Annotated in this window: 26 protein-coding genes; 23 read left to right on the forward strand and 3 right to left on the reverse strand. The window is 42.6% G+C overall.

Going from position 1 to position 26,125, the window contains the following annotated elements; genetic code table 11:
* Positions 1–68: 68 nt before the first annotated feature.
* The gene (locus OV592_RS03690; RefSeq protein ID WP_406610439.1) at positions 69–1,832 is read left to right on the forward strand and encodes a phospholipase D-like domain-containing protein; all 1,764 of its coding nucleotides are present in this window, start codon (positions 69–71) and stop codon (positions 1,830–1,832) included.
* Positions 1,833–1,877: 45 nt separating this feature from the next.
* On the opposite strand, the gene OV592_RS03695 is transcribed toward OV592_RS03690, so the two are convergent.
* Positions 1,878–3,770 carry a RimK/LysX family protein gene (locus OV592_RS03695; RefSeq protein WP_406610440.1) on the reverse strand — a complete coding sequence of 631 codons (1,893 nt, stop codon included), beginning with the start codon at positions 3,768–3,770 and terminating at the stop codon, positions 1,878–1,880.
* A 163-nt stretch (positions 3,771–3,933) separates the two neighbouring features.
* Entirely contained in the window at positions 3,934–5,148 is a 1,215-nt protein-coding gene (locus OV592_RS03700) for a hypothetical protein (RefSeq protein WP_406610441.1), read from the reverse strand.
* Positions 5,149–5,489: 341 nt separating this feature from the next.
* Between OV592_RS03700 and OV592_RS03705 the strand changes: the two genes are divergently transcribed.
* The 22 genes from OV592_RS03705 (at position 5,490) to OV592_RS03810 (ending at position 25,200) form a co-directional block, all read left to right on the forward strand.
* A complete protein-coding gene (locus OV592_RS03705; protein WP_406610442.1) occupies positions 5,490–7,295 on the forward strand; it encodes a hypothetical protein in 1,806 nt (601 codons plus the stop codon).
* Positions 7,296–7,372: 77 nt separating this feature from the next.
* The gene (locus OV592_RS03710; protein WP_406610443.1) at positions 7,373–7,888 is read left to right on the forward strand and encodes a 4'-phosphopantetheinyl transferase family protein; all 516 of its coding nucleotides are present in this window, start codon (positions 7,373–7,375) and stop codon (positions 7,886–7,888) included.
* Between the two features lie 151 nt (positions 7,889–8,039).
* Complete coding sequence (locus OV592_RS03715) at positions 8,040–8,723, forward strand: beta-ketoacyl synthase chain length factor (protein WP_406610444.1); 684 nt, start codon at positions 8,040–8,042, stop codon at positions 8,721–8,723.
* Complete coding sequence (locus OV592_RS03720; RefSeq protein WP_406610445.1) at positions 8,716–9,486, forward strand: lysophospholipid acyltransferase family protein; 771 nt, start codon at positions 8,716–8,718, stop codon at positions 9,484–9,486. The genes OV592_RS03715 and OV592_RS03720 overlap by 8 nt, the downstream gene beginning before the upstream one ends.
* Entirely contained in the window at positions 9,483–9,746 is a 264-nt protein-coding gene (locus tag OV592_RS03725) for a phosphopantetheine-binding protein (RefSeq protein WP_221074802.1), read from the forward strand. The genes OV592_RS03720 and OV592_RS03725 overlap by 4 nt, the downstream gene beginning before the upstream one ends.
* Positions 9,747–9,752: 6 nt before the next feature.
* Entirely contained in the window at positions 9,753–10,004 is a 252-nt protein-coding gene (locus tag OV592_RS03730) for an acyl carrier protein (protein ID WP_221074801.1), read from the forward strand.
* A gap of 6 nt (positions 10,005–10,010) precedes the next feature.
* Positions 10,011–10,580 carry a hypothetical protein gene (locus tag OV592_RS03735; protein ID WP_406610446.1) on the forward strand — a complete coding sequence of 190 codons (570 nt, stop codon included), beginning with the start codon at positions 10,011–10,013 and terminating at the stop codon, positions 10,578–10,580.
* Positions 10,573–11,907: an AMP-binding protein gene (locus tag OV592_RS03740; RefSeq protein ID WP_406610447.1), complete on the forward strand. Its 1,335-nt coding sequence runs from the start codon at positions 10,573–10,575 to the stop codon at positions 11,905–11,907. The genes OV592_RS03735 and OV592_RS03740 overlap by 8 nt, the downstream gene beginning before the upstream one ends.
* On the forward strand, positions 11,904–12,263 hold the full coding sequence (locus OV592_RS03745) for a thioester dehydrase (RefSeq protein ID WP_406610448.1): 360 nt from the start codon (positions 11,904–11,906) through the stop codon (positions 12,261–12,263). The genes OV592_RS03740 and OV592_RS03745 overlap by 4 nt, the downstream gene beginning before the upstream one ends.
* Positions 12,256–13,935, forward strand: a complete 1,680-nt coding sequence (locus OV592_RS03750; RefSeq protein ID WP_406610449.1) for a glycosyltransferase — start codon at positions 12,256–12,258, stop codon at positions 13,933–13,935. Before OV592_RS03745 ends, OV592_RS03750 begins: the two co-directional genes overlap by 8 nt.
* Positions 13,932–15,524, forward strand: coding sequence for a histidine ammonia-lyase (hutH, locus tag OV592_RS03755; RefSeq protein ID WP_406610450.1), 1,593 nt, complete (start codon positions 13,932–13,934; stop codon positions 15,522–15,524). Before OV592_RS03750 ends, hutH begins: the two co-directional genes overlap by 4 nt.
* Positions 15,524–15,949, forward strand: coding sequence for an acyl-CoA thioesterase (locus tag OV592_RS03760; RefSeq protein WP_406610451.1), 426 nt, complete (start codon positions 15,524–15,526; stop codon positions 15,947–15,949). Before hutH ends, OV592_RS03760 begins: the two co-directional genes overlap by 1 nt.
* Entirely contained in the window at positions 15,949–16,596 is a 648-nt protein-coding gene (locus tag OV592_RS03765) for a LolA family protein (protein WP_406610452.1), read from the forward strand. The genes OV592_RS03760 and OV592_RS03765 overlap by 1 nt, the downstream gene beginning before the upstream one ends.
* Positions 16,589–18,865, forward strand: coding sequence for an MMPL family transporter (locus OV592_RS03770; RefSeq protein ID WP_406610453.1), 2,277 nt, complete (start codon positions 16,589–16,591; stop codon positions 18,863–18,865). Before OV592_RS03765 ends, OV592_RS03770 begins: the two co-directional genes overlap by 8 nt.
* Positions 18,862–19,434 (forward strand): DUF3261 domain-containing protein, encoded by a 573-nt coding sequence (locus OV592_RS03775; RefSeq protein WP_406610454.1) that lies wholly within the window; start codon positions 18,862–18,864, stop codon positions 19,432–19,434. Before OV592_RS03770 ends, OV592_RS03775 begins: the two co-directional genes overlap by 4 nt.
* Complete coding sequence (locus OV592_RS03780) at positions 19,427–20,635, forward strand: beta-ketoacyl-[acyl-carrier-protein] synthase family protein (RefSeq protein ID WP_406610455.1); 1,209 nt, start codon at positions 19,427–19,429, stop codon at positions 20,633–20,635. The genes OV592_RS03775 and OV592_RS03780 overlap by 8 nt, the downstream gene beginning before the upstream one ends.
* The gene (locus tag OV592_RS03785) at positions 20,628–21,089 is read left to right on the forward strand and encodes a hotdog family protein (RefSeq protein WP_221074790.1); all 462 of its coding nucleotides are present in this window, start codon (positions 20,628–20,630) and stop codon (positions 21,087–21,089) included. The genes OV592_RS03780 and OV592_RS03785 overlap by 8 nt, the downstream gene beginning before the upstream one ends.
* 1 nt (position 21,090) lies before the next feature.
* Positions 21,091–21,822, forward strand: a complete 732-nt coding sequence (gene fabG / locus OV592_RS03790; protein ID WP_406610456.1) for a 3-oxoacyl-ACP reductase FabG — start codon at positions 21,091–21,093, stop codon at positions 21,820–21,822.
* On the forward strand, positions 21,819–23,048 hold the full coding sequence (locus tag OV592_RS03795) for a beta-ketoacyl-ACP synthase (protein WP_406610457.1): 1,230 nt from the start codon (positions 21,819–21,821) through the stop codon (positions 23,046–23,048). The genes fabG and OV592_RS03795 overlap by 4 nt, the downstream gene beginning before the upstream one ends.
* Positions 23,049–23,069: 21 nt before the next feature.
* Positions 23,070–24,149: a methyltransferase gene (locus tag OV592_RS03800; protein WP_406610458.1), complete on the forward strand. Its 1,080-nt coding sequence runs from the start codon at positions 23,070–23,072 to the stop codon at positions 24,147–24,149.
* A 29-nt stretch (positions 24,150–24,178) separates the two neighbouring features.
* A complete protein-coding gene (locus OV592_RS03805) occupies positions 24,179–24,598 on the forward strand; it encodes a hypothetical protein (RefSeq protein WP_406610459.1) in 420 nt (139 codons plus the stop codon).
* Positions 24,599–24,732: 134 nt separating this feature from the next.
* The gene (locus OV592_RS03810) at positions 24,733–25,200 is read left to right on the forward strand and encodes an acyloxyacyl hydrolase (protein WP_406610460.1); all 468 of its coding nucleotides are present in this window, start codon (positions 24,733–24,735) and stop codon (positions 25,198–25,200) included.
* Here OV592_RS03810 and OV592_RS03815 read toward each other — a convergent pair.
* On the reverse strand, positions 25,171–26,046 hold the full coding sequence (locus OV592_RS03815) for an alpha/beta hydrolase (RefSeq protein WP_406610461.1): 876 nt from the start codon (positions 26,044–26,046) through the stop codon (positions 25,171–25,173). The genes OV592_RS03810 and OV592_RS03815 overlap by 30 nt on opposite strands.
* Positions 26,047–26,125 lie beyond the last annotated feature (79 nt).

The raw sequence follows: 26,125 nt of genomic DNA on the forward strand, positions 1-26,125 counted from the left end.
TCTTGCCAAGCAAGTTAACGCGGCTTTTGCTAGCTAAATTGAAGTTTTGATACAACAGGATGTTGCTAATGACTAAAAAGGGATGTTTGGTACTTGTAGCACTTATGCTGCAGGCCTGCTCGGCTCAAATTACCGCTCCAGATTATGCGATTGAAGACTCGTGGACAAGCCAACAACTAGAAGATAGGCGCTGGCGTGCTGCAGATGAACTAGAAAAAGACTATTTAAAACTCGCCTCAGAATCTGAGTTACCTAGCCAACCGGCAACAGTGAAAGTTGTTGGCTCTACGACCGAAGAGGCCATTCAAAGTTTAGCCATTAAAGTCCACCTGATTGAACAAGCGCAACATAGTGTAGATCTTGCTTACTATATATTTACTCCCGACCTTTCTGGTGATGCCATTTTGGGAGCGTTATGCGAGGCAGTAAAGCGCGGTGTTGATGTGCGCATTATGGTCGACAGTTTGGGCTCGCTAAGTATGGAACATGGCGATCTAAAAGGCCTTATTGAGTGTGCTAAAAGTGCCGGCTTTGTTAAGGCCCGCAATGGTGAAGTTACCACCAATCGAGCACGTGTTCAGGCGGTAGTGTTTAATGCTCTCACCCAGTTTGGTTCAGACGCAAATCGTCGCTCTCACGATAAACTACTCATTGCTGATGGTGCTTATCCAGATAAAGCCTGGGTAATGACCGGTGGCCGTAATGTTTCGCTGCATTACTACGGTTTAGATCATCATGGTGAGCTTGACCCTAATGCTTTTAAAGATTTAGAAGTGCTTATTCGTCCGTTAGCTGACGCTCATATAAAGAATTCTCCTGCACAACTAAGCGAGTATTATTACTCGGTGCTGTTCTCAAAGCCTGGCAATAAACGCCTATCAATTACATTTCCTTATAGCGCGAGGATGCAGCAGTCTTTGGATTCGCTAGCTGAGCTTAAAGGGAACGTCGAGTTTGCGGCGGCCTACCAAACCATCGACCAATATTTACAGGAAGGGTTCTCTCCGGTTGATACTCGTTTTGCTCATGAACTTGATAACTTAAGCTCAACGGATTTAGTGAGCAACTACAGTACCAACAAAAAGGCTAATGCTAATTCAATTAGTGGTATCTTGGCGCGCGCGGCTTACGGTGATAATGACTTAACGACTATTCGTGTAGTGTCCCCCTACCTGTTTTTGCAGTCTGATCTGTTGAAAGATGAAGGGGTGTTAGAAGAAGATGTAAATACGGCCTTAGAGTGGTTGGATAAAGATCCTGAGCGCAAAATTGAAATCATTACTAACTCGGTTCTAAGTAGCGATAATTTCTTCACTCAAGCAGTGATTGATATGCACACTGTGCCGTCTATCTTAATGAGTGAAGAGATGCGCCAAACCTGGTTAGAGTCTAATTTAGATTTACACGAAAATAACCCAGAATTTATCGCCTCGGCCGAATGGCAAGCCTTAGTTAATCACCCTCGAATTTTCTTTTATCAATTAGGTAAACCTGATGCGGTGTCGTTGGGGGGGGAAACCTATTACGGCAAATTGCATGCGAAGTTTATTGTAGTTGATGAGTCTGCTTTTGTAGGAACCACCAATCTTGATTTCCGTTCGCTACTTTACAATAACGAAGTGGGCTTTTTCTTCCAAGGCGAAGAACTGATAGAGCGTTTAAATCAAGAGTTTGAGCTACTTAAGTCGCAGTCTTCTCGTTGGGGAAGCAGTGAATGGCTTGAAATTCGCCAGAAGCTACGAGACCAGGGTGGCATGAAAGGAACCACCACCAAAGGCCAGCGAGGTATTTATAAAACCTTGGATAAAACTGGCCTCAAGTATCAGTTTTAGTTGAAACAAAAAAAACGGCCCCAAGGGCCGTTTTTAATCTGCAAGTTATGGTGGTTTGGTAAGAATAAAACGGCCGTCACTGCTTACTACAAAGCCATTACGTAAGTAGTTCTTACCTAAAATCATGCTATAGCTGAAGTTCTCTCGGTTTTGCAAGTTAACCCGTACTGTCTCTGTTACGTTTCCTAGTTTAACTTCCATCATTACAACCGGACGAGAATTGGCTTTTTCGCCTACCCGCGCCTTAATGGTCATTTCGTCAACTACTTCTCGGGTGAACTCCTGCTCTAAACCGTCGCTATTGCGATAGGTGAACGTCACCATGGGTTTGCTATTTTTTTCAAAGCGTTTTATTTGCTCAGCATGCATCGAACTGACATCGGCACCAGTATCCAGTTTTACTGAAATCGATAAGCCTTCTACTTCGGCTTGTTCTACATAACCGGTGCGAATTACCGCTCTTTTATCAAAAATATTGTTGGTACGTGTATTCACCCATACCGGGCCATCAGCAAAACTCTCGCCGATGAGCAGTTCTTCAGGATCGTCTTTACTGGCTAGCTCTAGTGCAATATCAGTTTGGTAGTTTTTGCCGGCTAGGGCAATTTTGGGAGTGATTACTGGGCGAGTAACTTCACCAACAACAATGTTGCGGTCAATGGGCTGTTCAAATACATAAACCTTGTTGTAGATGTCAGTGGCTGAAAACGCTGCTATTGGTTTATTTTGCTCGCTTCGTTCTAGCGTTTTTAAGCTTTTCACCCTCATTAGAGAAGTATTAACAGCAAAAGAGGGTTCGGCTTTAAAAGTAACATCATCAATGGTGATCCGCTCTTCTGGGCTCATCATTAAAGGTGGCTTATTTGCAAAGTCCATTGCAGATTTAAGCGCTTTATCAGCTAAAAACTCAGCACTTAAATCAATGAGGAAGTACTGGTTTAGTGCTTCGGTGCCAAGACGCAGCTGAGTAGAGCGTTTAGAACGATCACGCAGTAGTAACTCTATATGTTTTAGTTCTTGGCCAATACTAATAGGCATGTTCACCATTGGGTGATGTTTATCGCCAATTTTCAACATTTTAAGTAGTGGTAGCGTATATGCTTTGGATTTGTTGTTTTTGCCTACTGCCTCAAAGCTCACTTGCTTCTTGTCTTCATCTACCTTTATATTCGCCGCATTTAGGCTGGTGCGTCGATTAGCCAAAGATACACTTATTGCTAAAGGAAGGTCGTCTAAATAGGCGGTTTCTTTATTGCTGATGATTTTTGCTTCAGGTTCTTGCTGCAAGTAGTCATAACTCGAGTCAACCCAAGCTTGCTCTCGCAAAAAGGTTTTGCCAATTAAGATGGGGTAGGAGAAGGCGCTGCGATCGGTAAGGTTTACCGCTGTGTTTACCGTAATATCACCCGACGACAAAGCAAGCTCAATCACCGGGCGGTAGAGTATGCCGTGGTCTCCGCGCCCTTGAATACCACTGAGCCTAGCAAGTGGTCGTTCTAAAGTAATGGCTTCACCAGTATGCGGGTGAATTAAATCAAACTTTACTGTGGCATTGATATTGCGCTCAGGCGTATCAAAACTGTCTAGCCACCATTCACTATCTGGATCGCCAAAGCTTTCTGCGATGCTTTTAAGTAAGGCTTCGCCTTGTAAATCGGCAAATTTGGGGTTGCTACTTTGAATACTAATGTTAAGTGCATGAATCGAGGTGGTATCGGCACCTGTGTCAATTTTAGCGGGTACTCCCACTCCCTTGAGCGAGTCCACATCAGCATAGTAAATGAACTCGATTCGACCCATTACTAGTTTGTCGTCTAGATGGTAATGCGGTCCATTATTGTAGAAAGGACTTTGTTCTAGAGAGGTAGCTAAGCTGTGAGATTGAGCAGCGAATATACACAGCAAAGAGATGAGAGTTCTGGAAATAAATTTCATCATTGGCCTTTCTTTCAATAAAGATATATTTGTTATAGCACTTAATGTCTCTAATCATAGCGCCATGTAGCAAATAAAGTGAGTTTTTTTAATAAGTTGCCGTATTTAGATAGCAAACTATTTGGTAGGTTCAGGATCATCAAAAGTAGAGTGCGTGCGGCTAAGATTAGTCACTAAGATCGATGTATAGGTCGCCTTTATTACTTGGCTTACTATGCTTCGGAATTGCAGATTGATTGAGCTTGTCTCGAGCTTGGTTTAGGCGTGAATCAAAAAAGCTGGCTTGTTGGGCAAGTTGATCTAGCGGTTTTGGCTTAGCGTTTATCATTGCTTTTTGTGCATGATTGATAGCCTGTTGGCTATTGCTGGCATCGATACCCATTACCGATACCCCCATTTGGCTTTGCATAGCCCCCAAGCTGGCTTGGTCGTTGGGTTTCAACAATTGGGTGATAGCTTGATTTAAACGTTGTTGAATAAGTTGTAGCTTTTTGGGCGCACTTAAGAAGCCAGAAATGGCTCCTTTGCCTAAAAAACCTATTGATATGGCTTGGTTGAGTTTTTTTAGATTACCCAGCAATAGCTGTTTAAGGCGTAGGCTTGCTTCTTCATTTTGATGTTCTAGTTTTAGCGCAAAAACGATTAATGTTTCTTGCCTTGATAGTTTCTTTTGAGCCAGTGCCAGTTGTTGAGCAAATTTAGCCTCGCTATTCCAAACCTGCTGTTGTTGAGGGGCTAATTCGGCAACCAGTTGATAAAGGGTAAAGCGTCGTTTAGGGGCGTTAGTATGGATGCTTTTTAAACGAGCATCTAGCGGTACTCGTTGTCCATCAAGGCTTTTAATGTAGTGCTTAACCTCGCCGCTTTCATCGGCATCAGAGTGAACCACTTTACTGGCAAGCAATTGGTAACTGGTTTGTTGTAACGAGGTGCAAGCTGCTTGGTTGAGCCAAATAATCGTATCATTTTGATTGCAGATCACTGCTGGAATGAATTCTGCACTTAGGTGTTCGTTAATTAACTCTCGTTCTTCAGTTTTACTCAGTAAGGGCAGAATAAATTCGATGGAGCCGTTTACTTGGTTTATTTGTTCTCGCCAAATTAATACTTGGCCAATATAGCGTTTACCTTTGATGTTAAAAATCAGGTTTAGCTCTAAAGTTTGTTGCTGGTTCTGAGAATCAAAAATCGCCCGCTGCAAATAAGTGATTTGCTCGGCTTCTAAACGGCTAATTAGCTGTTTTAAGCTTAATTGCTGTTCGCTGGGGTAAGCTAAGGCATCAATTAAAGGTCTATCGCAATGTACTTGGCTGCTGTTTCGAATCCAGTGCCAGGCGAGAGGAAAGCCCTGTAATTGCTTTATGAGATCTTTATCAGTCATACCAACACCATAGAGTCACCTTTAGCTTAACTGTTGATCTTATTTCTAAATGAATAACTCAATATAAACCTTTCAGCTTAAATATTAGGTGATGGATATGTAAATACAAATAATTGCTGCGCTTTTAAGTTGTTTTGAAGACGTGCTTTTTGCGGGTTGAGCATGATTTAGCTCAGTTAGTACCACAATAGTATGATTACCTTAACTGTTTTAATGCCTGTTGATTGCACCTTAGATTGGCTGATTGGTATAGTGCCGCTAATCAATAGTGATAGGTGGTTATGATTGCCACCAACATAGCAGTGTTGGGTTTGTTGCGAACAAGCTCAAAGGGAAAGGTCATGGACGCTGAAAATATAGATTTCTTGGTTCACCAAATGCTCGCTGAAGGCGGCTCATTTGATGAAGCATTCTTGGTGGATTTTTTAACCGAGCATAATGGAGAGCCCCCCTCTCAGCAGCTTATTGAGCAGGCTAAAGCCAGTGCTCAAAAACAGCTCACTAAAACTTATCAGCAGCAACATGCCATTGCGCAATTGCCGAATGGTTTCGCTAATTCACTAAATGATTGGTTTGTGCAGTTGGCGCAATCAACAGAAGCAAGAATCGAACGGCTTACTCAAGAAAAACAGCAAAGCTGGGAAGAAGGCCGCGAGGCCCTTATTGTTGCGCACCGCCAGCAACTTGATGAAGCCGCAAAGCTACAAAAAAGTGCCGAGCAAGAGTGTCAAGAACTGCGTGAAAAATTAGAGCAAGCGGCCGGCAAAACTAGCGAGCTTTTTGGTGAGCTAGATAAATCTAAACAACAAAGTGAAGAGCAGGTTCAGCAGCTTAAAGACGCGCAGCGAGCCCTACATGATAGTGAACAAAGCACTCAAAGCTACCAGGAGCAGTATCAACAGCTTGAGCAACAAGTTCAAAGCCTTCAAGCTGAGCTACAAGCAGCCGAAAATGACCAACAAACCTTACAGACCTTGCAGGTAGCAAAGCTAGAACTTGAGCAGCAGCTACAAGAGAATCAACAAGAGCTAGAGGCTTACCAGCAAAATGGTAAAGAAGCCCAGCAACAGCAAACTGAAGTGGAACAGGCTTTGCGCAAGCAATTGGGAGAAATGAGTGAAGCTCTAGACAAAGAGTTAGCGCTAACCAAACAGCTTACCGAAGAACACTGTGATGTAAGTGAGCGAATGACTAGCTTGGTGAAAACTAAGCAAGGCTTAGAGGCGACTAATCAAGAGCTACAAACAAGGCTTGAGCAACAACAGAAAGAATTGCAAGAGCAGGATACGCAAAGCCAAACATTACAGCAGCAAAGTGACCAACAGCGTGAAGAGCAGCAGCAACTAGCAGAACAAGTCGAGCAACTAAGCCAAGAGTTAGCCGCAGCTAAGCAAGCTCATTCTGAGCTGCAAGAACAAGCTGCCGATGGCACTGAATTAGCAGCCGCAGCGGAACGTGAAGAAGAGCTTTCTCAAAAGCTGATTGCATTAGAGCAGCGTTGTTTAGAAGATGCCCAAACAATTCAAGAGTTAACTCAGCAACAACAGATTGTGAACCAAGAGCTAGAAGAGTTGCGTGGTGATAAACAGGCTTTAGATACTGTGAGTCGAAGCGCAGAAGCTCAGCTAGAGCAAGTACTCCCAGAACTAGAGAAAACGCAGCAACAAGAACAAGAGCTGCGTGAGCGAGTAGAAAAAGTAGAATCTAAATACCTAGAAGCTACTTCCGAGTTAGATCAAATTCGTAAGCAACTTGCAGCAGCTAACTCTCAGCTTGAATTAAGCAATAGCATGGCAGATACGGATAGCCGCTTATTGGATAAGGAGCATCAACTTAAAGAGCTCAAGCAGCAATTGGTAACGCTCGAATCTAACTACCGAAAAGAGCAACAAGGGCACTCGTTAACTAAGCAAGCCTTGAGCCAGCTAGATGAGCAAATCCTTGATGCTCAAATTGACAGTGGTAACTTGCAGGGGCAACTAAACGAGCTGGAAGACAAGCTAAAAGCCGGTGAGTTAGCTAATCGTCAGCTACAACGAGAAATAGCTGAAGCGCATCAAGATATTAGTCAACTAAGCCAAGCGAACGTAACACTCAATGATAAGTTGGAGTTAGCCTTAAAAGCCAAGGCTAAATCTCCTGCTTAGTTTTTATAATTGTTACGCGAGTGTTTCTTGGTGGGTATATATATGCCAATTGTTAATGCAAAAATATTATTTTGACTATGAATGAAGTAATCATTAGCGAAGTGCCTAATGATTTAACGCGTATTGAGTTTAAACAATTTTGTAATCAGAGCTTGGCTGACTGTGCGAGTGTGTTACTTGATGAGTCTATTTCTTATGGAAGTATTAAAAGAAATAAATTCGGGCAGCCTTTTATTGATAAAGAAATAAACGAAAAGGCTTATTTAAGTTTAAGTCATAGTGGTGAGTATGTTGCTGCTATGGCTTGCCTTGTGCCTTGTGGAATAGATATTGAAAGAATTAAACCTCGGCCATATGCTGAAATGTGGCTCGAAATACGCCATTCTATAGAACCTATTGAGCCGACAAGTTTAGCTGAGTTTTACCAATGGTGGACAAGAAAAGAAGCAGCTTGGAAGGTGTTCTCCTGTCAAACACCATCCGATATGAAGTCTTTACCGGTGGTTTGCTGTAAACAGAGAGTGTATAAGGGACTTATGTTGAAAAACTCAATAGCTCCAATAGGTTATGCTTTAACCATCGCTCACGTCTAAGGTTTTCATCCAAACTTAGTGCTTTTTTATGGCTTAAACGATACAATTAATCGAAATAATTAGACTGGTTTTAATTGAAGTAAAAGTTGTAAATATTAAGTCACATGGAGTGACTTAACGTTGTCGTTAATTTTATTTTTTAAGTTGTAGTATGGACGCTGTTTTTAAAATTGAAAATTGGACTAGTTGGAATTCCACTATTAACGATGGTGTAGCAGCTACCCCCCAGTTACCTGAAATCCCCCCTATGCAAAGAAGACGCTTTAGTTTTTTAAGTAAAATGGCATTGAGGGTTATTTTAGACATACTTCCAAATCCCCGAGCGATTCGAAGCGTTTTTTCTTCTCGCCATGGTGAGCTTCACCGCACTTTAGATTTACTATTAGAGCTAACTCAAGGCTCACCCCTGTCCCCCGCTAAATTTAGTCAGTCTGTTTATAATACTTCAAGCGGGTTGTATTCGATCAACCAGAAGAATACTGCGCCATCGACGGTAGTCACTAGTGGACGAAATTCCCTAGCAATGGCTTTTGTTGAAGCTATTAGTCAATCAATTTGCTACCAAGAAAAGGTTTTGTTGGTTTATGTCGATGAGCCTTTACCGGAAATTTATAAAGCGTACGCTGACGAGCAAGAAGAGCTTGCGGCGTTTGCTTGTATTCTCTCCGCTGCTGAATTTGGCTGGCATGCTAAGTTAATTGCGGATGACGATAGCTCGTTAAAATCACCTAGGCATTTAGCTAGTCAGCTTATAGCTGCACTATCTAAATCAGAAGATTACTTTGAGTTAGAGTTAGAAGCTCAAAAGTGGATTTGGGATTTGAAGGATGAGTAAGCAAGTGGGGTATTATTGGCGTTTAGTAATGACTGCTTTTTCATTCTTCAGCTTTGGTGCTTTGGGCGTTTTATTCTCTATTACCTTATTTCCGCTATTGTACATCTTGCCTTCAAAAGATAAAACAGCTCGTAATCAACTCGTCGTGCATTTCATTTTTAAGTCATTTGTAAAAATGATGCAATTTTTGGGAGTGCTTAGTGTTTCGGTTTCAAACAGAGAGAAGCTAAAGCACTCTGCTGGGAAGCTGGTGATTGCTAATCACCCATCGCTTATCGACGTAGTGTTGTTAATTGCCCATTTACCAGAGACTAGTTGTATTGTTAAGCAAAGCTTGTGGAGAAATCCATGTATGTCAATGATTATCTCTGCTGCGGGCTACATTAAAAATGGAGCCGAGCCCGAACTAGTTTTAAGTGCTTGTCAACGTAGCTTCGCCAAGGGGGCAAGTCTTATTATTTTTCCCGAAGGGACTCGAACTACCCCAGGTGAAGACCTAAATATGCAACGAGGTGCGGCAAATATAGCGTTGCGCTGTGCCGTTGATTTCTTACCTGTGACGATTCGTGTGTCACCTACTACTTTAACTAAGTCAGAGCCTTGGTATTCAATACCAGCACAAAAACCGCATTTTTCGTTGGATATAGGGGATACGATTTTCGCCCAAGATGTTTGTGAAGACGAAAACAGTGATTCACGGAAAGCAAGAGCGTTAACTAGATACTTACAGCAACATTTTTACAAGGAACTTAACTGCCAATGAATTTATTAGAGCAGGAACTTAAACAACTAATTATTGAAGCACTAGAACTAGAAGATGTTGAGATCTCTGATATTGAAACCGATGAACCACTATTTGTAGAGGGTTTAGGCTTAGATTCAATAGATGCTTTAGAACTTGGACTAGCGATAAAGAAAAAGTACCAAATTAAATTGGATGCCAACTCTGAAGATACAAAAAGACACTTTTCCAGTGTAAAGGCTCTGGCTGAGTTTATTGAACAAGAAAAAAAAGCGGCGTAAGTTACTATGAATAGAGAACAAATTTATCAAGCGCTACAAGACATCTTGACCAGCGAGTTTGAGGTAGCTGAGGAAGATATTTCTTTGGAAGCTAACCTTTATCAAGATTTAGATTTGGATAGTATTGATGCAGTCGACTTAGTTGTGAAACTGCAGCAACTAACTGGTAAGAAAATACAACCGAATGAGTTTAAGTCTGCTAGAACAGTGGCTGATGTCATTGACGCTTTAGAGCAGTTAGTTAGTAATGCTGCTTAAAAACTGATGGTAAGTCGCATTGTTAGAGCCTTGGTTATTATCGCATTAGCGGTTTACCCTCTGATTGTTTATTTTGGCTTAAGCTTATACTCCTTCCAAATGATTGGCGGTTTGTTACTCGGCGCTTTTTGTTTAAGGCTACTGCTGACATGGCGGTCTAAAGGAGTGTTTCAACAACAAAAGGTGTTAGCTATGGTGGGTATCGTTCTCATAGCTGTTGCGCTTTTATCAAAAGAGCAAACTTGGTTTAAGTTATACCCTTTACTGGTTAATTTAGTTTTGTTGGCAGTGTTTGCTCTTAGTCTTCGCAGTGAGCAGCCAATGATTGAAAAGTTTGCCCGACTTGGAAGAAAAAACATTCCAGCTGCGGCTAAGCCTTATTTCATGCAACTGACCAAACTTTGGATGGCATTTTTTATGTTAAATGCCACGGTGAGTGCTTGGACTATTTTCATGGGCAGCATCGAGGCATGGACTTTATACAACGGATTCATTAGTTACATTTTGATGGGCTGTTTGTTAATTGGAGAATGGCTTTATAGAAAGCTTTCGAAACTAGAACAATACAATGAATAAGATTAGCCTCCCTCCTCTTTCTATCACTTACACCACCGCAATCCGCGATACTGAACTCTCGAATCAGGATTGGTGGGAACAGGTTTACAGTAAGTATAAACAAATAGAAGCCTTGCCTTATCAACATTGGTTATTGTTTGCTGATGACAGCTTTGATTTTTCTTGTTGCTTTTTTGCCTTATTACTGGCCGGTAAAACACCAGTATTACCGCCAAATCTTCAAGTTGAAACTCTTAAGAAGCTCGCGCAAGAGCTCGATGCGGTATGTGCAGACAGAAATGTAGGCCAGCATGAACCAGATGTGTATACCGACTATAAAAGCCTATCTGAAACAAAAGATTATAAAGATATCTATAGAGATGTAGGCTCTGAGCAAGAGATATTTTTGTATACCTCGGGAAGTACTGGCGAACCTAAACTAGTGGTAAAAAAATGGCGACAATTGCAAGCTGAGGTCGAAACACTGGAAAGCTGCTTTGGCGAAGACGTAGATAAAACCACCATTTGTGGCAGCGTTTCCCATCAGCATATTTACGGCTTACTATTTACTGTTCTCTGGCCTTTGCTTTCACAACGAGTATGGCAAGTTCGCCCGATTAAATATATCGAAGACTACCGTTTTGCAGTAAAAGAAAACATTAGCTTTGTATCGAGCCCTTCTTTTTTAGAACACTTAAGCCGCCAAATAGCGCCATTAGAAAACAGCCCGAAATACTGTTTCAGTTCTGGTGGTGCTCTAAAAGATGAGACGGTTAAGTTGCTTGCTCAACAATGGCAGCTAGCGCCGACTGAAGTTTTTGGTTCCAGTGAAACAGGGGGGGTAGCCTATAGAAATCAGCTCATTCAACAACACTGGTCGGTATTTCAGTGTATTAAATGGCGAATATCTGCAAACAATGCTTTGCAAATTAGATCTCCATACTTAGTTGATCTAGAACGATGGTATGAGATGGATGATGCGGTTGAAGAAAGTGGCGATGGATTTAAGCTCTTAGGGCGCTTAGACCGAATTGTTAAAATTGCTGAAAAGCGTGTTTGTTTGGATCAGATGTCTCGACTCTTGGAAAAACACCAATGGGTAATAGAGTGTGATTTACTAACACTATCTTCTTCTCGCGATTGTATTGCAGCTGTTGTTGTTCTAAACAACTGTGGTTTAAAGCAATTAAAGGCGAGCAAACACGCGGTGAACAAAACACTACGTATGTATTTAGCTGATTATTTTGAGACGGTGACATTGCCTAGAAAGTGGCGTTATATAGACAATTTGATGGTTAACTCACAAGGTAAGCGTCAATTAGCAAAAATGAGGTCGTTGTTTACATGAAGGACTTTGGTAGGCCGAGTGTTGAACTTGTTCAGCAAACTGATGACACTTTTACCTTAAGCTTGAATATTGCTTCTGAGCTACCTTGTTTACAAGGTCATTTCCCCAATCTGCCTGTTGTTCCTGGCGTGGCTCAACTTCACTGGGCTGTTGAGTTCGCTGCAAGTTACTTGGGTGTTAGTAATGAAGTTTCTGCCTTAGAAGTGCTGAAATATCAACATGTAATGCAACCAGATCGCAGCATTCAACTGTCTCTTCGTTTTGATGAAAAGAAAAGTAAACTTTACTTTAACTACTTTGATGAAGACAACAAGTATAGCAGTGGAAGAGTAGTTCTAGGGGCTGTTGATGTTTAAGCCCTGTGTGGTTATCCCAAACTACAACCACACCAATGCAATTGCGGAAACAATCGCTAGTATCTCTTTGCCTATTGTTTTAGTTGATGATTATAGCGATGCAAGCGTTGCAGATTACTTATCTCAATTAGCTAATCAATTTGAACATGTTCAATTGTTTAGGCATGAGCAGAACCAAGGTAAAGGTGGAGCGGTTATGACTGGTTTGCGTCAAGCTGCTAATCTGGGTTACAGCCATGCTTTACAAATTGATGCCGATGGCCAGCATAACTTGGCAGACATAAATCGATTTTTAGACTTAGCTAAGTCAAGCCCGTTTGCGTTGGTTACGGGAGTGCCTGAGTATGATGCCTCTGTGCCTAAAGCACGTTACTACGCCAGATATATCACTCATGTATGGGTATGGATAGAAACTTTAAGCCTAGAGCTGCAAGACAGTATGTGTGGCTTTAGAGTTTATCCTCTTGATTCAACAGTTAAGCTACTTAACTCGGTAAATCTAGGCAAACGCATGGATTTTGATATTGAAGTTCTTGTGAGACATTACTGGCAAGCAACACCAATTATTCAAGTGCCAACTAAAGTGATTTACCCTGAACAAGGGCTTAGTCATTTTAAGCCCTGGGAAGACAATTGGCTGATTAGTAAGATGCATACCAAGTTGTTTTTTGGCATGTTATTTCGTTTACCTAGGCTTATTTGGCGTAAACGCAAACAAGCTCACTGGTCCTCTATGGCAGAAAGGGGCAGTTTGTGGGGGCTAAAGCTAACGCTTAAAGGTTATCGCTTGGGTGGACGTTATCTCGCTAAGTTATTGTTGTATCCAGCCATTGCATATTTTTTTGTGAGTGGCAGGGCGACACGTAATGCTTCACAAGCATTTCTGCAAAAAGTGGCTAAACATCAAGATAGTGCGATGAGCGATAAAGTCACTTGGGTAAATAGCTTTGCTCACTTTTTAAGTTTTGGTAATGCCTCTCTAAATCGTTTAGACGCGTGGGCGCAAAAAGCCTCGCGAGCTGAAGTCGATTTCCCAAATAAAGATATCTTGGTAGAGCTATTACAAAGCCGGCAGGGCGCGGTATTACTAACTTCTCATTTAGGTCACATAGAAATGTGCAGAGCCCTAGCTGAGACTGAATATCGAACTCGAATTAATGTTGTGGTGCTTACAGAAAATGCTAATAAATTTAACAAGGTTCTTTCAGAGCTTAATCCAGATTCTCAACTGAATTTAATTCATATTTCAGAGTTCACACCAGACCTTGGTATCCGCTTAGTTGAATATGTGGAGAATGGTGAACTAGTAGCCATCGCAGCAGATAGAACCCCGGCAGATAGTTACGGCAGAGTGAATTACCATTCGTTTCTAGGTGAGCTGGCACCTTTCCCACAGGGACCCTTTATTATTGCTGCCCTATTGCGCTGCCCAGTATTTAGTTTGTTTTGCATGCAACAGCAAAGTGGTCGCTACCATATGTACTTTGACAAAGTGAGTGATAATTTGGGGGCAAACAGGAAAGAACGCAAGCAGCGAATAGAGCAAGCTAGTGAGCTTTATGCGAGTCGCTTAGAAACACTTGCCGCACGTTACCCCCATCAATGGTTTAATTTTTTTGATTTTTGGTGTCCAGATTCCAAGGACACAGTGACTAAAGGACAAATTCGATGACTCAGGCTGATATCGCGTCGTCGCAGCAACATGCTGAACAATTAGTAAACTCTGATGCCAAAGTGGTGTTTGGGCAACAATCCATCACTATAGAGCAAGTAGAGTTGTTGAGCAGAAGGCCGCGATTGGCTTGCTTAAACACTCGTCCTGACTATGTCGCAAAAGTAGAGCGGGGAGCTGAGTTTTTAGACCGCCTACTTGAGGAAGATGGTGCAATATACGGCGTAACTACTGGTTATGGCGATAGTTGTACCGTTGTTGTTCCACTGGATTTAGTAGAAGAGCTGCCACTGCATTTAACCCGTTTTCATGGTTGTGGAATGGGGAAAGAGTTAAAACCTAATGAGGCTAGAGCAGTGGTGGCTAGCCGTTTAAGTTCTCTTTCCTTAGCTAAGTCCGGTGTTAGCTATCGTTTGTTGCAGCAACTCGAATTGTTGATGAAACACGACATAATGCCTGTCATTCCTTCTGAAGGTTCTGTGGGGGCCTCTGGCGATCTTACTCCTCTATCTTATGTCGCCGCTGTCTTGATGGGAGAGCGAGAGGTTTATTATAAGGGGCAGCGCCGAGCAAGCTATGAAGTATTTGCCGAGCTGGGTATAGAAGCGATTCGCTTAAGGCCGAAAGAAGGCTTAGCCATTATGAATGGTACAGCGGTGATGACGGGACTTGCCTGTTTGGCTTATCGTCGGGCGGAGTACCTTACCCAAGTTTCTAGTCGAATAACCGCGCTGGCATCGCTAGCATTAAAAGGTAATTCTAATCACTTTGATGAGCTACTGTTTGCGGTTAAACCTCACCCGGGCCAAAACCAAGTGGCTGAATGGATCCGCAATGATTTAAATCATCATGAACATCCTAGAAACTCAGAGCGACTGCAAGACCGCTACTCTATACGTTGTGCTCCGCACATTATTGGTGTGCTAAGGGATGCCCTGCCTTTTATGCGCCAGTTTATAGAAACTGAGCTAAACAGTGCCAATGACAACCCGATTATTGATGGCGATGGTGAACATGTACTACATGGTGGCCACTTTTATGGTGGGCACATAGCTTTTGCCATGGACAGCATGAAGAATGCTGTCGCTAACTTGGCGGATCTAGTTGACCGCCAGCTTGCCTTGTTAATGGATGAGAAATTTAACAATGGGCTACCAAGAAATTTAAGTGCTGCATCTAAAGAGCGGGCTTGTATCAATCATGGTTTTAAAGCGGTACAAATCGGCGCTTCTGCATGGACAGCTGAGGCACTCAAGCAAACCATGCCTGCCAGTGTTTTTTCACGTTCAACCGAGTGTCATAATCAAGATAAAGTCAGTATGGGAACTATTGCTGCAAGAGATTGCTTACGAGTACTCGAACTTACAGAGCAAGTTATTGCAGCCGGTTGGTTGGCGGTGCACCAAGCTGTCACTATCCGCATGCAACAAGGTGAGCTGGATCTGGAAAGTTTGAACGATGAAGTTCGTGCCAATTACCAGCAAGTAATGGAAGGCTTCAATTTGGTAAAAGAAGATCGACCTTTAGAAACAGAACTTCGCAAGACTGTTGAGCAGTTACAGCAACGTAAGTGGGAGTTGTATTGCTAGTGGAAGCGTTAATCAGCGCCCAAGTGGAAGTAACAGTGCCGTTTCATGATGCTGATCCCATGGGAGTGACTTGGCATGGGAATTACCTCAGATACTTTGAGCAGGCACGTTGTGCCTTGTTGGAAAAAATTGGCTATAGCTATCGTGAGATGGAAGCTTCAGGTTACGTTTGGCCTATTGTTGATACACGTCTTAAATATGTAAAAACCAGTACTTTTGAACAAGTATTGGTGGTAGAAGCGGGGCTTACAGAATTTGAAAATCGCTTAAAGATAGAGTACCGGATTGTAGATAAGCTCACCAATGCGGTATTGACTAAAGGGTACACCATTCAAGTTGCGGTCGATCTAAGCAATCAAGAAATGTGTTTTGTCTCGCCAGAAGCTTTGCTCTCTCGATTGGCTAGGTTGGGAATATGTTCGTAATGCTTCTTAGGTACAGTTATTTAACGCTGCTTGTAGTGTGTAGTTTTAGTATTTCATGCCTTCAGGCTAGTGAGAAAAACTGGTTACCTATTCATTCAGACTCTGAGTTTTTGCAACAAATATCACTGTCAGGTGGCGAGCAGTATCGCGCTAGTTACACCCAGTTAAGACAGCTAAAGATAATGAACAAGCCGCTAGAAAGTCATGGCGAGTTATTGCTCACTTTGCAAAATGGTGTACTTTGGCAACAACACTTCCCAATCAAACAAACTCTAATTGTAACCCCAAAAAAAGTACAACAGCTTGATAATGAAGGGGAGCTGATAGAACTCCCAGAAGCAGCCGAGCACATGCTCAGTGCTTGGGCTCCGATGATGCAACAAGTTATTCTTGGTCAATGGCAAGCCGTATCTAAGCAGTTTGAGGTGTTGCTGCTAGAAGGCTCAAGTGTAAGTAGTTGGCAGATTAAATTGATGCCCAAAGACTCCAAAATGCAGGGTGCTTTAATCGACATTGAATTACGTGGTTCTGCTTTTTTAAATAGTATCCAGATGCATCAAGCAAATGACGACCAGCTAACTATTCATTTAGTTAAATCGGAAGAGCGATCGCTTTCCGAACAGGAGCTAAGTTGGCTAAATGAATAAACGGTTTTTGCTGATTTGGCTGGTTCTTATTGCTGTAAGTACTTTGGTTATTGTTCATCAAAGTGACGGGATTAGCGTAAATAGTGATATTAGGGCAATGCTGCCAGACTCTATGGCAGATCCTCTTGGTCTGGTGGCTAGGCAGCAGCTAGAGACTAAGTTAGAAGGGCTTAACTTTATTGCTGTTGGGCATGAGAACAAAGCTACCGCGATACAAGCTGCCAAGGCATTCTCAAGCAAGGTTGAGCAAACTGAAGCTTTTGATAAGGTTATTTTCCAACGGCTAGACCAAGGAGCAAAGATCTCCAAAAGCTTATACCCGTATAGGTTTTCACGTCTTAGTCCGCAGCAAAAGCAAGCTTTGAGTGGTGGTGATTATGCTGCCCTTATTGCAAAAGCGCAGAGCCAGTTGTGGTCTCCCGCAAGCTTGGTTACTTCTTCAACAATTATTGAAGATCCGTTTTTTCTATTCCTCGAACAATTAGATGGTTTTGCCAGTTTGTCCTTCTCTAATGATAATGGCTATTTACTTACTCAATCAGCAGGCGAATATTGGGTCTTGATAGAGCTGTTGGTAAGCAAAAACGTCTTTTCACCTTCTCAACAAGATAAGTTAATAAGTGCGATAGATAACAGCAGTAAAAGTCTTGAGAGGGAATTTGAAGGTGCCTCGTTGCTCAAAGCTGGTTTGTTATTTCATGCGAATGCAGCAACTCAACAAGCAAGATTTGAAATGAGCGCTATTGGCGGGTCGTCAATGCTTGTTATTTGCTTAATCATTCTTATGTTTTTTCGTTCTATCAAGCCCTTAGCTCTTGCCTGTCTAAGTCTGTTAGGCGGCTTATTGTTGGCGTTAGCTATGGTAAGTCTGTTCTTTGAGCAGCTACATTTGCTTACCTTAGTATTTGGCGCCAGTTTAATAGGTATAGCTATTGATTATTCTTTTCACTTTTCTGCGGAGCATGCTGGTAAGCAAGTATCTGCGCTAACAACCTTAACACGAATCTCACCTGCTTTAGGCTTAAGTGCTTGTAGTAGTGTGCTTGCTTATTTATCGATGCTATTTGTCAACATGCAGGGTATTCAGCAGATGGCAGTGTTTTGCGCCGCAGGCTTGTTTGGTGCTGCTCTATCGTTATATTTGTTAGCACCTGTGATATGCGCGCAAATGCCAAAGGCTAGATGGTCCCGGAATGTTACACAGTTAAGCGTTAAAGCGTGGTTTTGGGTTGCATTGGCGGCTTTGATTGCTAGCGGGTTACTTCAGCTTAGAGCCGAAAATGATCTCAGGCAGTTAAGAGGAAGCTTTCCTGAGGTAGAGCGTCAGCAAAAGCAGTTAATGGAGATGTATCAAAACGGTCAAGCGAACCAGTTTTTCTTGGTGAGAGGACAAAGTGCCGAACAGGTTTTACAAACAGAACAGCGGTTACTTGAGCGTTTAAGCACTGTGATTGAACAAAAAGGTTTGGGTAAGGCGTGGGGCTTAAGTGAAATTATTCCAGCAGTGGATGAGCAGCTGCAAAATTGGCGGCTGGTTCAGCAGTTTTATCAGCAGCTACCAAGTCTATTTGAACAAATGGGTTATAGCGAAGCGCTAGTGGAAAAAGCTCAAGGAAAGTTTGAGGTAAGTGACGCTATGGTTTTAACGCCTGAGCTATTTTTGGCGGCACCTGCCAACCATGTTTTTAAAGATTTTTGGCTTAGCGATGGAAAACAGCAAGCATCAATAGTAAGCCTTTTTGATGTTCAAAATCTGAGTCAATTAGAAGAGCTGGCCCAATCTATTGAGGGAGTTGAATTTGTCGACCCTGTGGCAGAAATTTCGCTCTCTTTAAATGTGTTAAGAAGCCAAGCTTCAACCCTTTTGTTGGTTGTGTTAGTGGTCATTAGTACGTTATTACTTATCCGTTTACCAAAGTTAAAAGCTTTACGTTGTTTGGCTACTCCTACACTAGCTGTACTCTTTGCTTTATCAACTGTGGGCTGGTTAGGGCAGGGAGTCAGTCTATTTCATATTTTGGCCTTATTGTTGGTGTTTGGAGTGGGCTTGGATTATTCCTTATTTTATCAACTTAGTACTAAACCTAGTTATCGAATTGTTATGGCCACTAGCTTGGCGGCTTGTTCAACCTTACTGGCTTTTGGTCTGCTGGCTTTAAGCACCACTCCCGCATTGTCGGGTTTTGGTGTGGTGGTATTGAGTGGTATCGCCTGTAGTTACTTACTTGCGCCTCTATTTGTCGAGTCTGCAAAGGAGTCAGAAAGATGATAAAAGTCGTTCTGCTAGGCTTGCTTGTATTTCTAACGGGGTGCTCTATCAATACGCCCCCCACAAGCAATATCTCTCGTGACTTGCTTGCCCCAGCCGAACTTGGTGAATCAGTCGCAGTAGAACAACTTGTGAGCTTCGCTTTTAATGAAAAGAAGCAACAAATGTTAGTTCACATGGACATAAAGCCATACGCTCTAGAACTGTTGGCTTTTGACGGATTCTCTACACCTCTATTTAAACTTGAATACGACGGAAAAAAGCTTGTAAAAGAGAACTACATTCCCTTAGTTGATGATGGAATAGCTAAAAGAATACTGGCAGATATGCAATTGGTTTACTGGCCGGTGCCTCGTTTAAACCAACAACTTGCTAGTGGAGGCTGGATGGTTGAGCAAACAATATGCCAGCAAGGTTTATCTTGTAGAAAGTTGTATCTAGATGATGAGCTTGTCGCGGTAGTGCTTTATCAAAGTGATAAGCAATGGCATAGCGATGTGAGTATTAATAACCTTACTGCAAACTATCAGATTGAAATTTCTACACTTAAGGTGCATCACCATGAGTAAAGCGTATGGTTTACCTGCAATGGCAGTGATATGTGCATTGGGTAACAATAAACAGCAAGTTTGGGAGAATTGGTTATCTGGGAAAAAAGATACAAGCCAACTGCGTAGCGATTTAGTTCCGGGTGAACAAGTACTTGTTGGTGCGGTGCAAGCTGAGTTGCCAGATTGTGATGTTCGTTTTCCGCAGCTTGCTAGTAGAAATAATCAGTTACTTGAAGCTGCCTTGCAGCAGATTGAGGATGAAGTAGAACAACTTATTGAGCAATATGGCCGCTCACGAATAGCGGTGGTATTGGGAACTAGCACCTCAGGCGTTGCCGAAGGCGAGCGCGCTTTATCTGAGCGATTAAATGGGCAATTTCCTGACTCCTTTCATTATGCCCAGCAAGAAATGGGTACACCGTCTCTCTATCTAAGCAAGAGGCTTGGTTTAACGGGGCCTGCTTATTGTATTTCAACTGCCTGTTCATCAAGTGCGAAGGTATTTTCTTCAGCTAAAAACCTTTTAGCTAGTGGTATGACCGACGCGGTTATTTTGGGAGGAGTTGATAGCTTGTGCAAATTAACCTTGAATGGTTTTTTTGCCCTAGAGTCAGTGGCTAAGAATGATGCTCAACCCTTTGGTGAAGCTAGAGATGGAATTAACATTGGTGAAGGTGCGGCATTATTCATCATGACTAAAGCAGCTGCAAAGGTGAATTTATTGGGAGTAGGAGAGAGCTCAGATGCTCATCATATGTCGGCCCCTCAGCCCGAAGGTTTTGGAGCTGAAAGCGCCATGCTGGCGGCATTGCAAGAGGCCGAGCTTGAGCCCTCTCAAATTGATTATATTAACTTGCATGGCACAGCGACTCCGTTGAATGACCGAATGGAGTCTTTAGCGGTAGAGCGAGTTTTTGGCAATGCTACATATTGTTCTTCGACTAAGCATCAAACTGGTCACACCTTGGGAGCTGCGGGCGCTATAGAAAACGCTTTATGCTGGCTGCTGTTAAATTCGACGTTTAATGGTAAATCGCAAATACCAGCAATGCATGCTGATTATGCTATAGACCCTCAGCTGCCTTCAATTAATTTGGTTTTTGAGCAAACCCTTACCGTAGAAAGCAAAAAAATAAGTACGACTCTAAGCCATTCGTTTGCGTTTGGTGGGAGCAATGCCGTGGTATGTCTAGGTCTTAAGGATATTGAAAATGAGTGAACCCTTACCAAGCATTGCTGAAGTATTACCTCACACAGCACCGATGATTCTTCTCGATAGAGTAGTAAGCTGGCAGGCGGATAAAATTTCTTGTGAAGTTGAGATCGGCGAAAATAGTCACCTTTTCAATGATTTGAAGCAAGCTGTTCCTAGCTATGTATCAATAGAATATATGGCTCAAGCTGTTGCAGCGTTGGCTGGTTTAGAGGCTAAAGCTAAACAGCAAGAAGTTGAGGTTGGGTTTCTTATCGGTACTCGAAAATGTCAGCTTAAACGTAGTGAGTTTTTACTGGGTACAAAGCTGACCATATCAGCAGAAAGAATATACGCCGAAGAAGATGGATTAGCGGTCTGTGCATGCGAAGTTATTGACCAAGATGGCTCAATGTTGACCAGCGCACATTTGAATGTTTATCAACCCAAAAATGCGGTTGAGTTTGTTAAGGGAAGTTAATATGAGTGATAAACCGCGCGTATTGGTTACGGGAGCAAGCCGGGGTATAGGAAGGGCAATTGCAATGCGACTGGCTAAAGAGGGCTACCAAGTTGTTATCAACTATCGGGGCAACCATGAAGCCGCAAAGCAAGCCTTAAGCGCTGTTAGCGAGTTCTCGGCTACCAGCTACTTACTTCCTTTCGACATCAGCCAACGAGAGTTATCTAAACAATCTATCGATGATGATATTGCGGAAAACGGCGCCTATTTTGGGGTAGTACTGAATGCGGGAATTGCTCGAGACAATGCGTTTCCAGCAATGACCGAGCAAGAGTGGGATGGTGTTATACATACCAACTTAGATGGCTTGTATAACGTGTTACACCCATTGCTTATGCCGATGATTCAAACTCGAAAAGGTGGTCGAATCATTACTTTGTCGTCACTGTCTGGCGAAGTGGGTAATCGGGGGCAGGTTAATTATAGTGCAGCTAAAGCAGGCATTATTGGAGCTACTAAAGCCTTAGCCTTAGAAGTGGCCAAAAGAAAAATCACCGTAAACTGTGTGGCTCCAGGCTTAATTGATACCGACATGATGGCCGATTTGCCACTGGACGAGCTGAAGAAGCAAATTCCTCTGCGTCGCCTAGGTGATGTGGAAGAAGTCGCCGGTACCGTGGCGTTTCTTATGTCCAAAGATGCCGCTTACATTACTCGTCAGGTCATTTCAGTAAATGGAGGCATCGCGTGAGCCATCGAGTTGTTGTTACTGGTATGGGCGGAGTTACTGCTTTTGGTGAAAGTTGGGATGACATTCAGGAGAAGCTTAAGTTAGGCGAAAATGCAGTGCGTTATATGCCCGAGTGGGAGCGCTTCTCAGATATGCATACTAAGCTAGCTGCGCCTATTGACGACTATGAGTTACCCAAATACCCAAGAAAGAAAGTTAGAAGCATGGGGCGTGTTTCGTTATTGGCAACAAGAGCGACAGAGTTAGCATTAACTCAGGCTGGCTTGCTAGATGATGAGAGGATTAAAGACGGGCGAATGGGCGTCTCTTATGGTTCGTCAATTGGCAGCACAACACCGATTATGCATTTTGGCGATATGCTTAAAAATGGTAACAGCAAGGGAATATCTTCAACAACTTACATCCAAATGATGAGTCATACCGCTCCGGTAAACTTAGGGGTGTTCTTTGAGCTAAAAGGTCGAGTTATTACTAGTTCGAGTGCTTGTACCTCAGGCAGCCAAGGAATTGGCTATGCCTACGAAGCCATTAAGTCAGGAGCCCAGCAACTTATGGTAGCTGGAGGAGCTGAAGAGTTATGCCCCTCAGAAGCAGTAGTGTTTGATACTCTTTTTGCAACTAGCACTCAAAATCAAAGCCCTAAAAACACTCCTCGCCCATTTGAAAAAAATCGTGACGGTTTAGTGATTGGCGAAGGTGCAGGAACACTAATTTTGGAGAACTTGGAACACGCTAAAGCACGTGGCGCCAAAATATATGCTGAGTTGGTGGGGTTTGGTACTAATTCTGATGGGACTCATGTTACTCAACCTCAAAGCGCGACCATGAAGATTGCGATGGAGATGGCAATGCAAGATGCTGGAGTGAGTGGTGAGCAGATTGGGTATGTAAGCGCCCACGGTACAGCAACTGATAAAGGTGATATTGCAGAGAGTTATGCAACGCATCAGGCCTTAAATAAGCAGGTACCCATTAGTTCAATGAAAAGCTTTTTTGGGCATACCTTAGGGGCTTGTGGAGCCCTTGAAGCGTGGTTTGCTATTGAAATGATGAACAATGGCTGGTTTGCCCCCACCGTTAATCTCAATACCGTTGACCCTGAGTGTGCCAGCTTGGATTACATTACTGGCTCAGGACGAAACATAAAGACCGACTTTGTTATGAGTAATAACTTTGCTTTCGGCGGAATAAACACCTCTCTCATATTCAAACGCTGGATGTGTTAAGAAAACATTAGGAAGTAGTACGTGGATTTTTATACAAAAGATAAGTTAAAAGCAGTGGATGCTATTGAGCAGGCGCAGCGCTTGGCTTTTGCTCCTGTCGCCTTTCACACTGCACGAAGCCTGCGAGATTTGGGAATTCTTAGTGCACTGGATGATGCTGGGGATAAAGGCTTAAATGCAGAAGATATTACTCAACTATCAGGTGTGAGTACTTACGGCGTTAAGGTTTTACTTGATATGGGCTTAAGTGCAGGTTTGGTGACCTGGAGTGCAGATAAGCAAATTTATGCTCTAACTAAAATGGGCTACTTTATCGAGCATGACGGTATGACTAGGGCAAACATGGATTTCACTGCTGATGTTTGTTATGCCGGCTTACAACACCTTACTGAAGCCATTAGCGAAGGTACCCCCGCGGGATTAAAAGAACTTGGCGAATGGGACACTATATACGAAGGCCTATCGACCTTGCCGGAGCCTGCAAAGCAGAGCTGGTTCAACTTTGATCACTTTTATTCCGATAAAGCATTCCCTAAGTTGCTTGAAATTGTGTTTGCGAATCAACCTTCAAAGATAGTAGATATCGGTGGAAATACCGGTAAGTGGGCGATTAAGTGTTGTGATTACAATGCCGATGTCTCTATGACTATTGTTGATTTACCTCAGCAATTGGCAATGGCAAAAGTAAATGCAGCTGAACACGGCTTTGCTGACCGCATAGAAGGTGTGGCGTGCAATATGCTGAATCCTAGCTGTGAATTACCTAAGCATGCAGATGTTTATTGGATGAGCCAGTTTTTAGATTGCTTCTCACCAAAGGAAATTGTTTCTATTTTGAGCCGGGTTAAATCGGCGATGAGTACCTCTAGCAGTATCTATATTTTGGAATTATTTCCCGATAGACAAAGCCATGAGGCCGGTGCTCATAGTTTAAATGCAACTTCTCTTTATTTTACTTGTTTAGCCAATGGCAACAGTCGCTTCTATAGAGCACAAGATTTTGTTGAGTGTATTCACGAAGCAGGTTTAGAGATAGCCGAACAGATAGACAATATTGGCTGGGGACACAGCTTAATCAAGTGCCAGTTACCAACAGAATAACCCTAAATGATCTACAACAAGGACGAAAAATGATACGCGCAATTAGTATGTTATCTATAGTGGCAACGCTATTACTCACCCCTCTAGCTGTCATGGCTGAATCTAACGAAAAGGCTGTTGCGCCTAAGCCTTTATTGAATCAGCCTATTCCGGATAACCTGACACAAGATGAAGTAAAATCACTTATGGTAAAGGCTGGCCTAAAACGTAATTGGGTCATTAAAGAAGAGCAAGCAGATTTAATGTTTGCAGAGATTTATGTGCGATCGCACTACGTTGCGGTAGATATTAAGTTGCACGATGGGCAGTATGACATTTTATATCGTGATAGTGACAACATGAAATACAACCCAGCCTCTGGATATATTCATCGCAAATATAAGGGGTGGGTAAAAAACCTTAGCGGTGATATTCAAACAGAACTAGGTAAAGCCTCTATTCAAAAATAAGCCTTAGCGGGGTTGAGGAATATGTCGACCCCTTAGCTCTTCCCATAAGAGAATCATGGATGACACAGCTCTATTTTCGCGCAGTACTACTGTTAATCTTCAGTATGAAAGTGACAGCTAAGGACACAAATTTCATGAGTGTTAATGTTGGCTATGGGCCTCAACCAAGTGCAGAAGTTAGTCAGCGCAACTACACGGTCGGGCTAGACTATGAGTTCTATCGTTATAAGCGTAGTGAAAAGCAATGGTTAAGCCTAGGTGTTGGATACAGCTATGTGGGGACAGACTATGAACATGATCGCTCTTTACATGCAGTCTCTTTATATCCTCAGTTAACTTTATTGACGACCCCTTATGGTGAGTGGCAACCTTGGTTTTTTGTTAGGGCGCTAGCACCTACCTATCTTAGTGAGAAGAATTTAGGGACTCGAACCCAAGCTAAGCATTTTGCATTTCAAGCTCAGGTTGGTTTAGGGCTAAGTCATCAGCCTAGTAAGTGGAACTTGGCTTTCTCTTACAAGCACTTCTCCAATGCTAATCTTTATCAACCTAACGATGGAATTGATATCCCCTTAGTTTTCAACTTTGGAAAGAGATTCTGACGGGGTGTTTACATCCGATATCTCATCAAAGTAACTCAATAATAGTGGTCTGTTTGAAGCCGATTCCGGTGTAAATGTTCTAGCGTGGTTGCAGCCTTCTAACAGCTCGAATGACTTTTCTACTTTACTACCTTGATACATCTTTTCACTAAACTGCCAGGGAATTAACGCGTCGCTTTCGCAGTGCACAAATAGAATCTGAGTATCACTTAATAGATGAAGTCTTGGTAATGGGTCGTGAGAGGTATCAATAACTAATGGTATTAACCAAGAGCCAAGAAACCCTAAACTGCTCTGCTCTACCACGTGCTTAGCCACTTCAGGAAAGCTGTGGAAAGATGAGTCAACAACTACGAGGTCAAACAACTCGCGTTGTTGAGAGTCCAATAAACCATCAAGCATTACAGCCCCCCCCAGAGAAGTGCCTATTGAGATAAGTTGATAATTTTGAATTGCTGAAAACTGTTGTTCTACAAAGCGGAATATAGTTTTCGCGTCTGACTTTAGGTTATCGAAGTTGGGTACTCCGCTTGAGTTGCCGTAGCCAGAGTAATCAAACAGCAGCAAGTCGTAGTTTTGTTCGGTTACCCAAAGGTACTTTTCTACTGTTTCGCTAAGGTTGCCAGAGTTTCCGTGAAAGTGAACAACAATGCCTTGGCTGTTCAATGAGTCGGCGGAAACAAGTACTGTATGTAGCTGGTTACCCGAGTCTGACTCAATAAAGAAACTGTCATATTCTTTGCCAGGCAGATTAATTTCACCGCCTAACTTGGGGTTGTAGTACGGAGAATGGCTACAACCGATTAAGCCTAAACAAGCTGCAATTACAATCAGAAAACTTTTCATGCTCTCACCATCATCTCCGTAAGTCTCTGTATTAATTACTCGAGATACTTACGGATAGATCAGTTTGGTGAAGTAGTTA

This window comes from Agarivorans sp. JK6 (assembly GCF_045277145.1).
Lineage (GTDB): Bacteria > Pseudomonadota > Gammaproteobacteria > Enterobacterales > Celerinatantimonadaceae > Agarivorans > Agarivorans albus.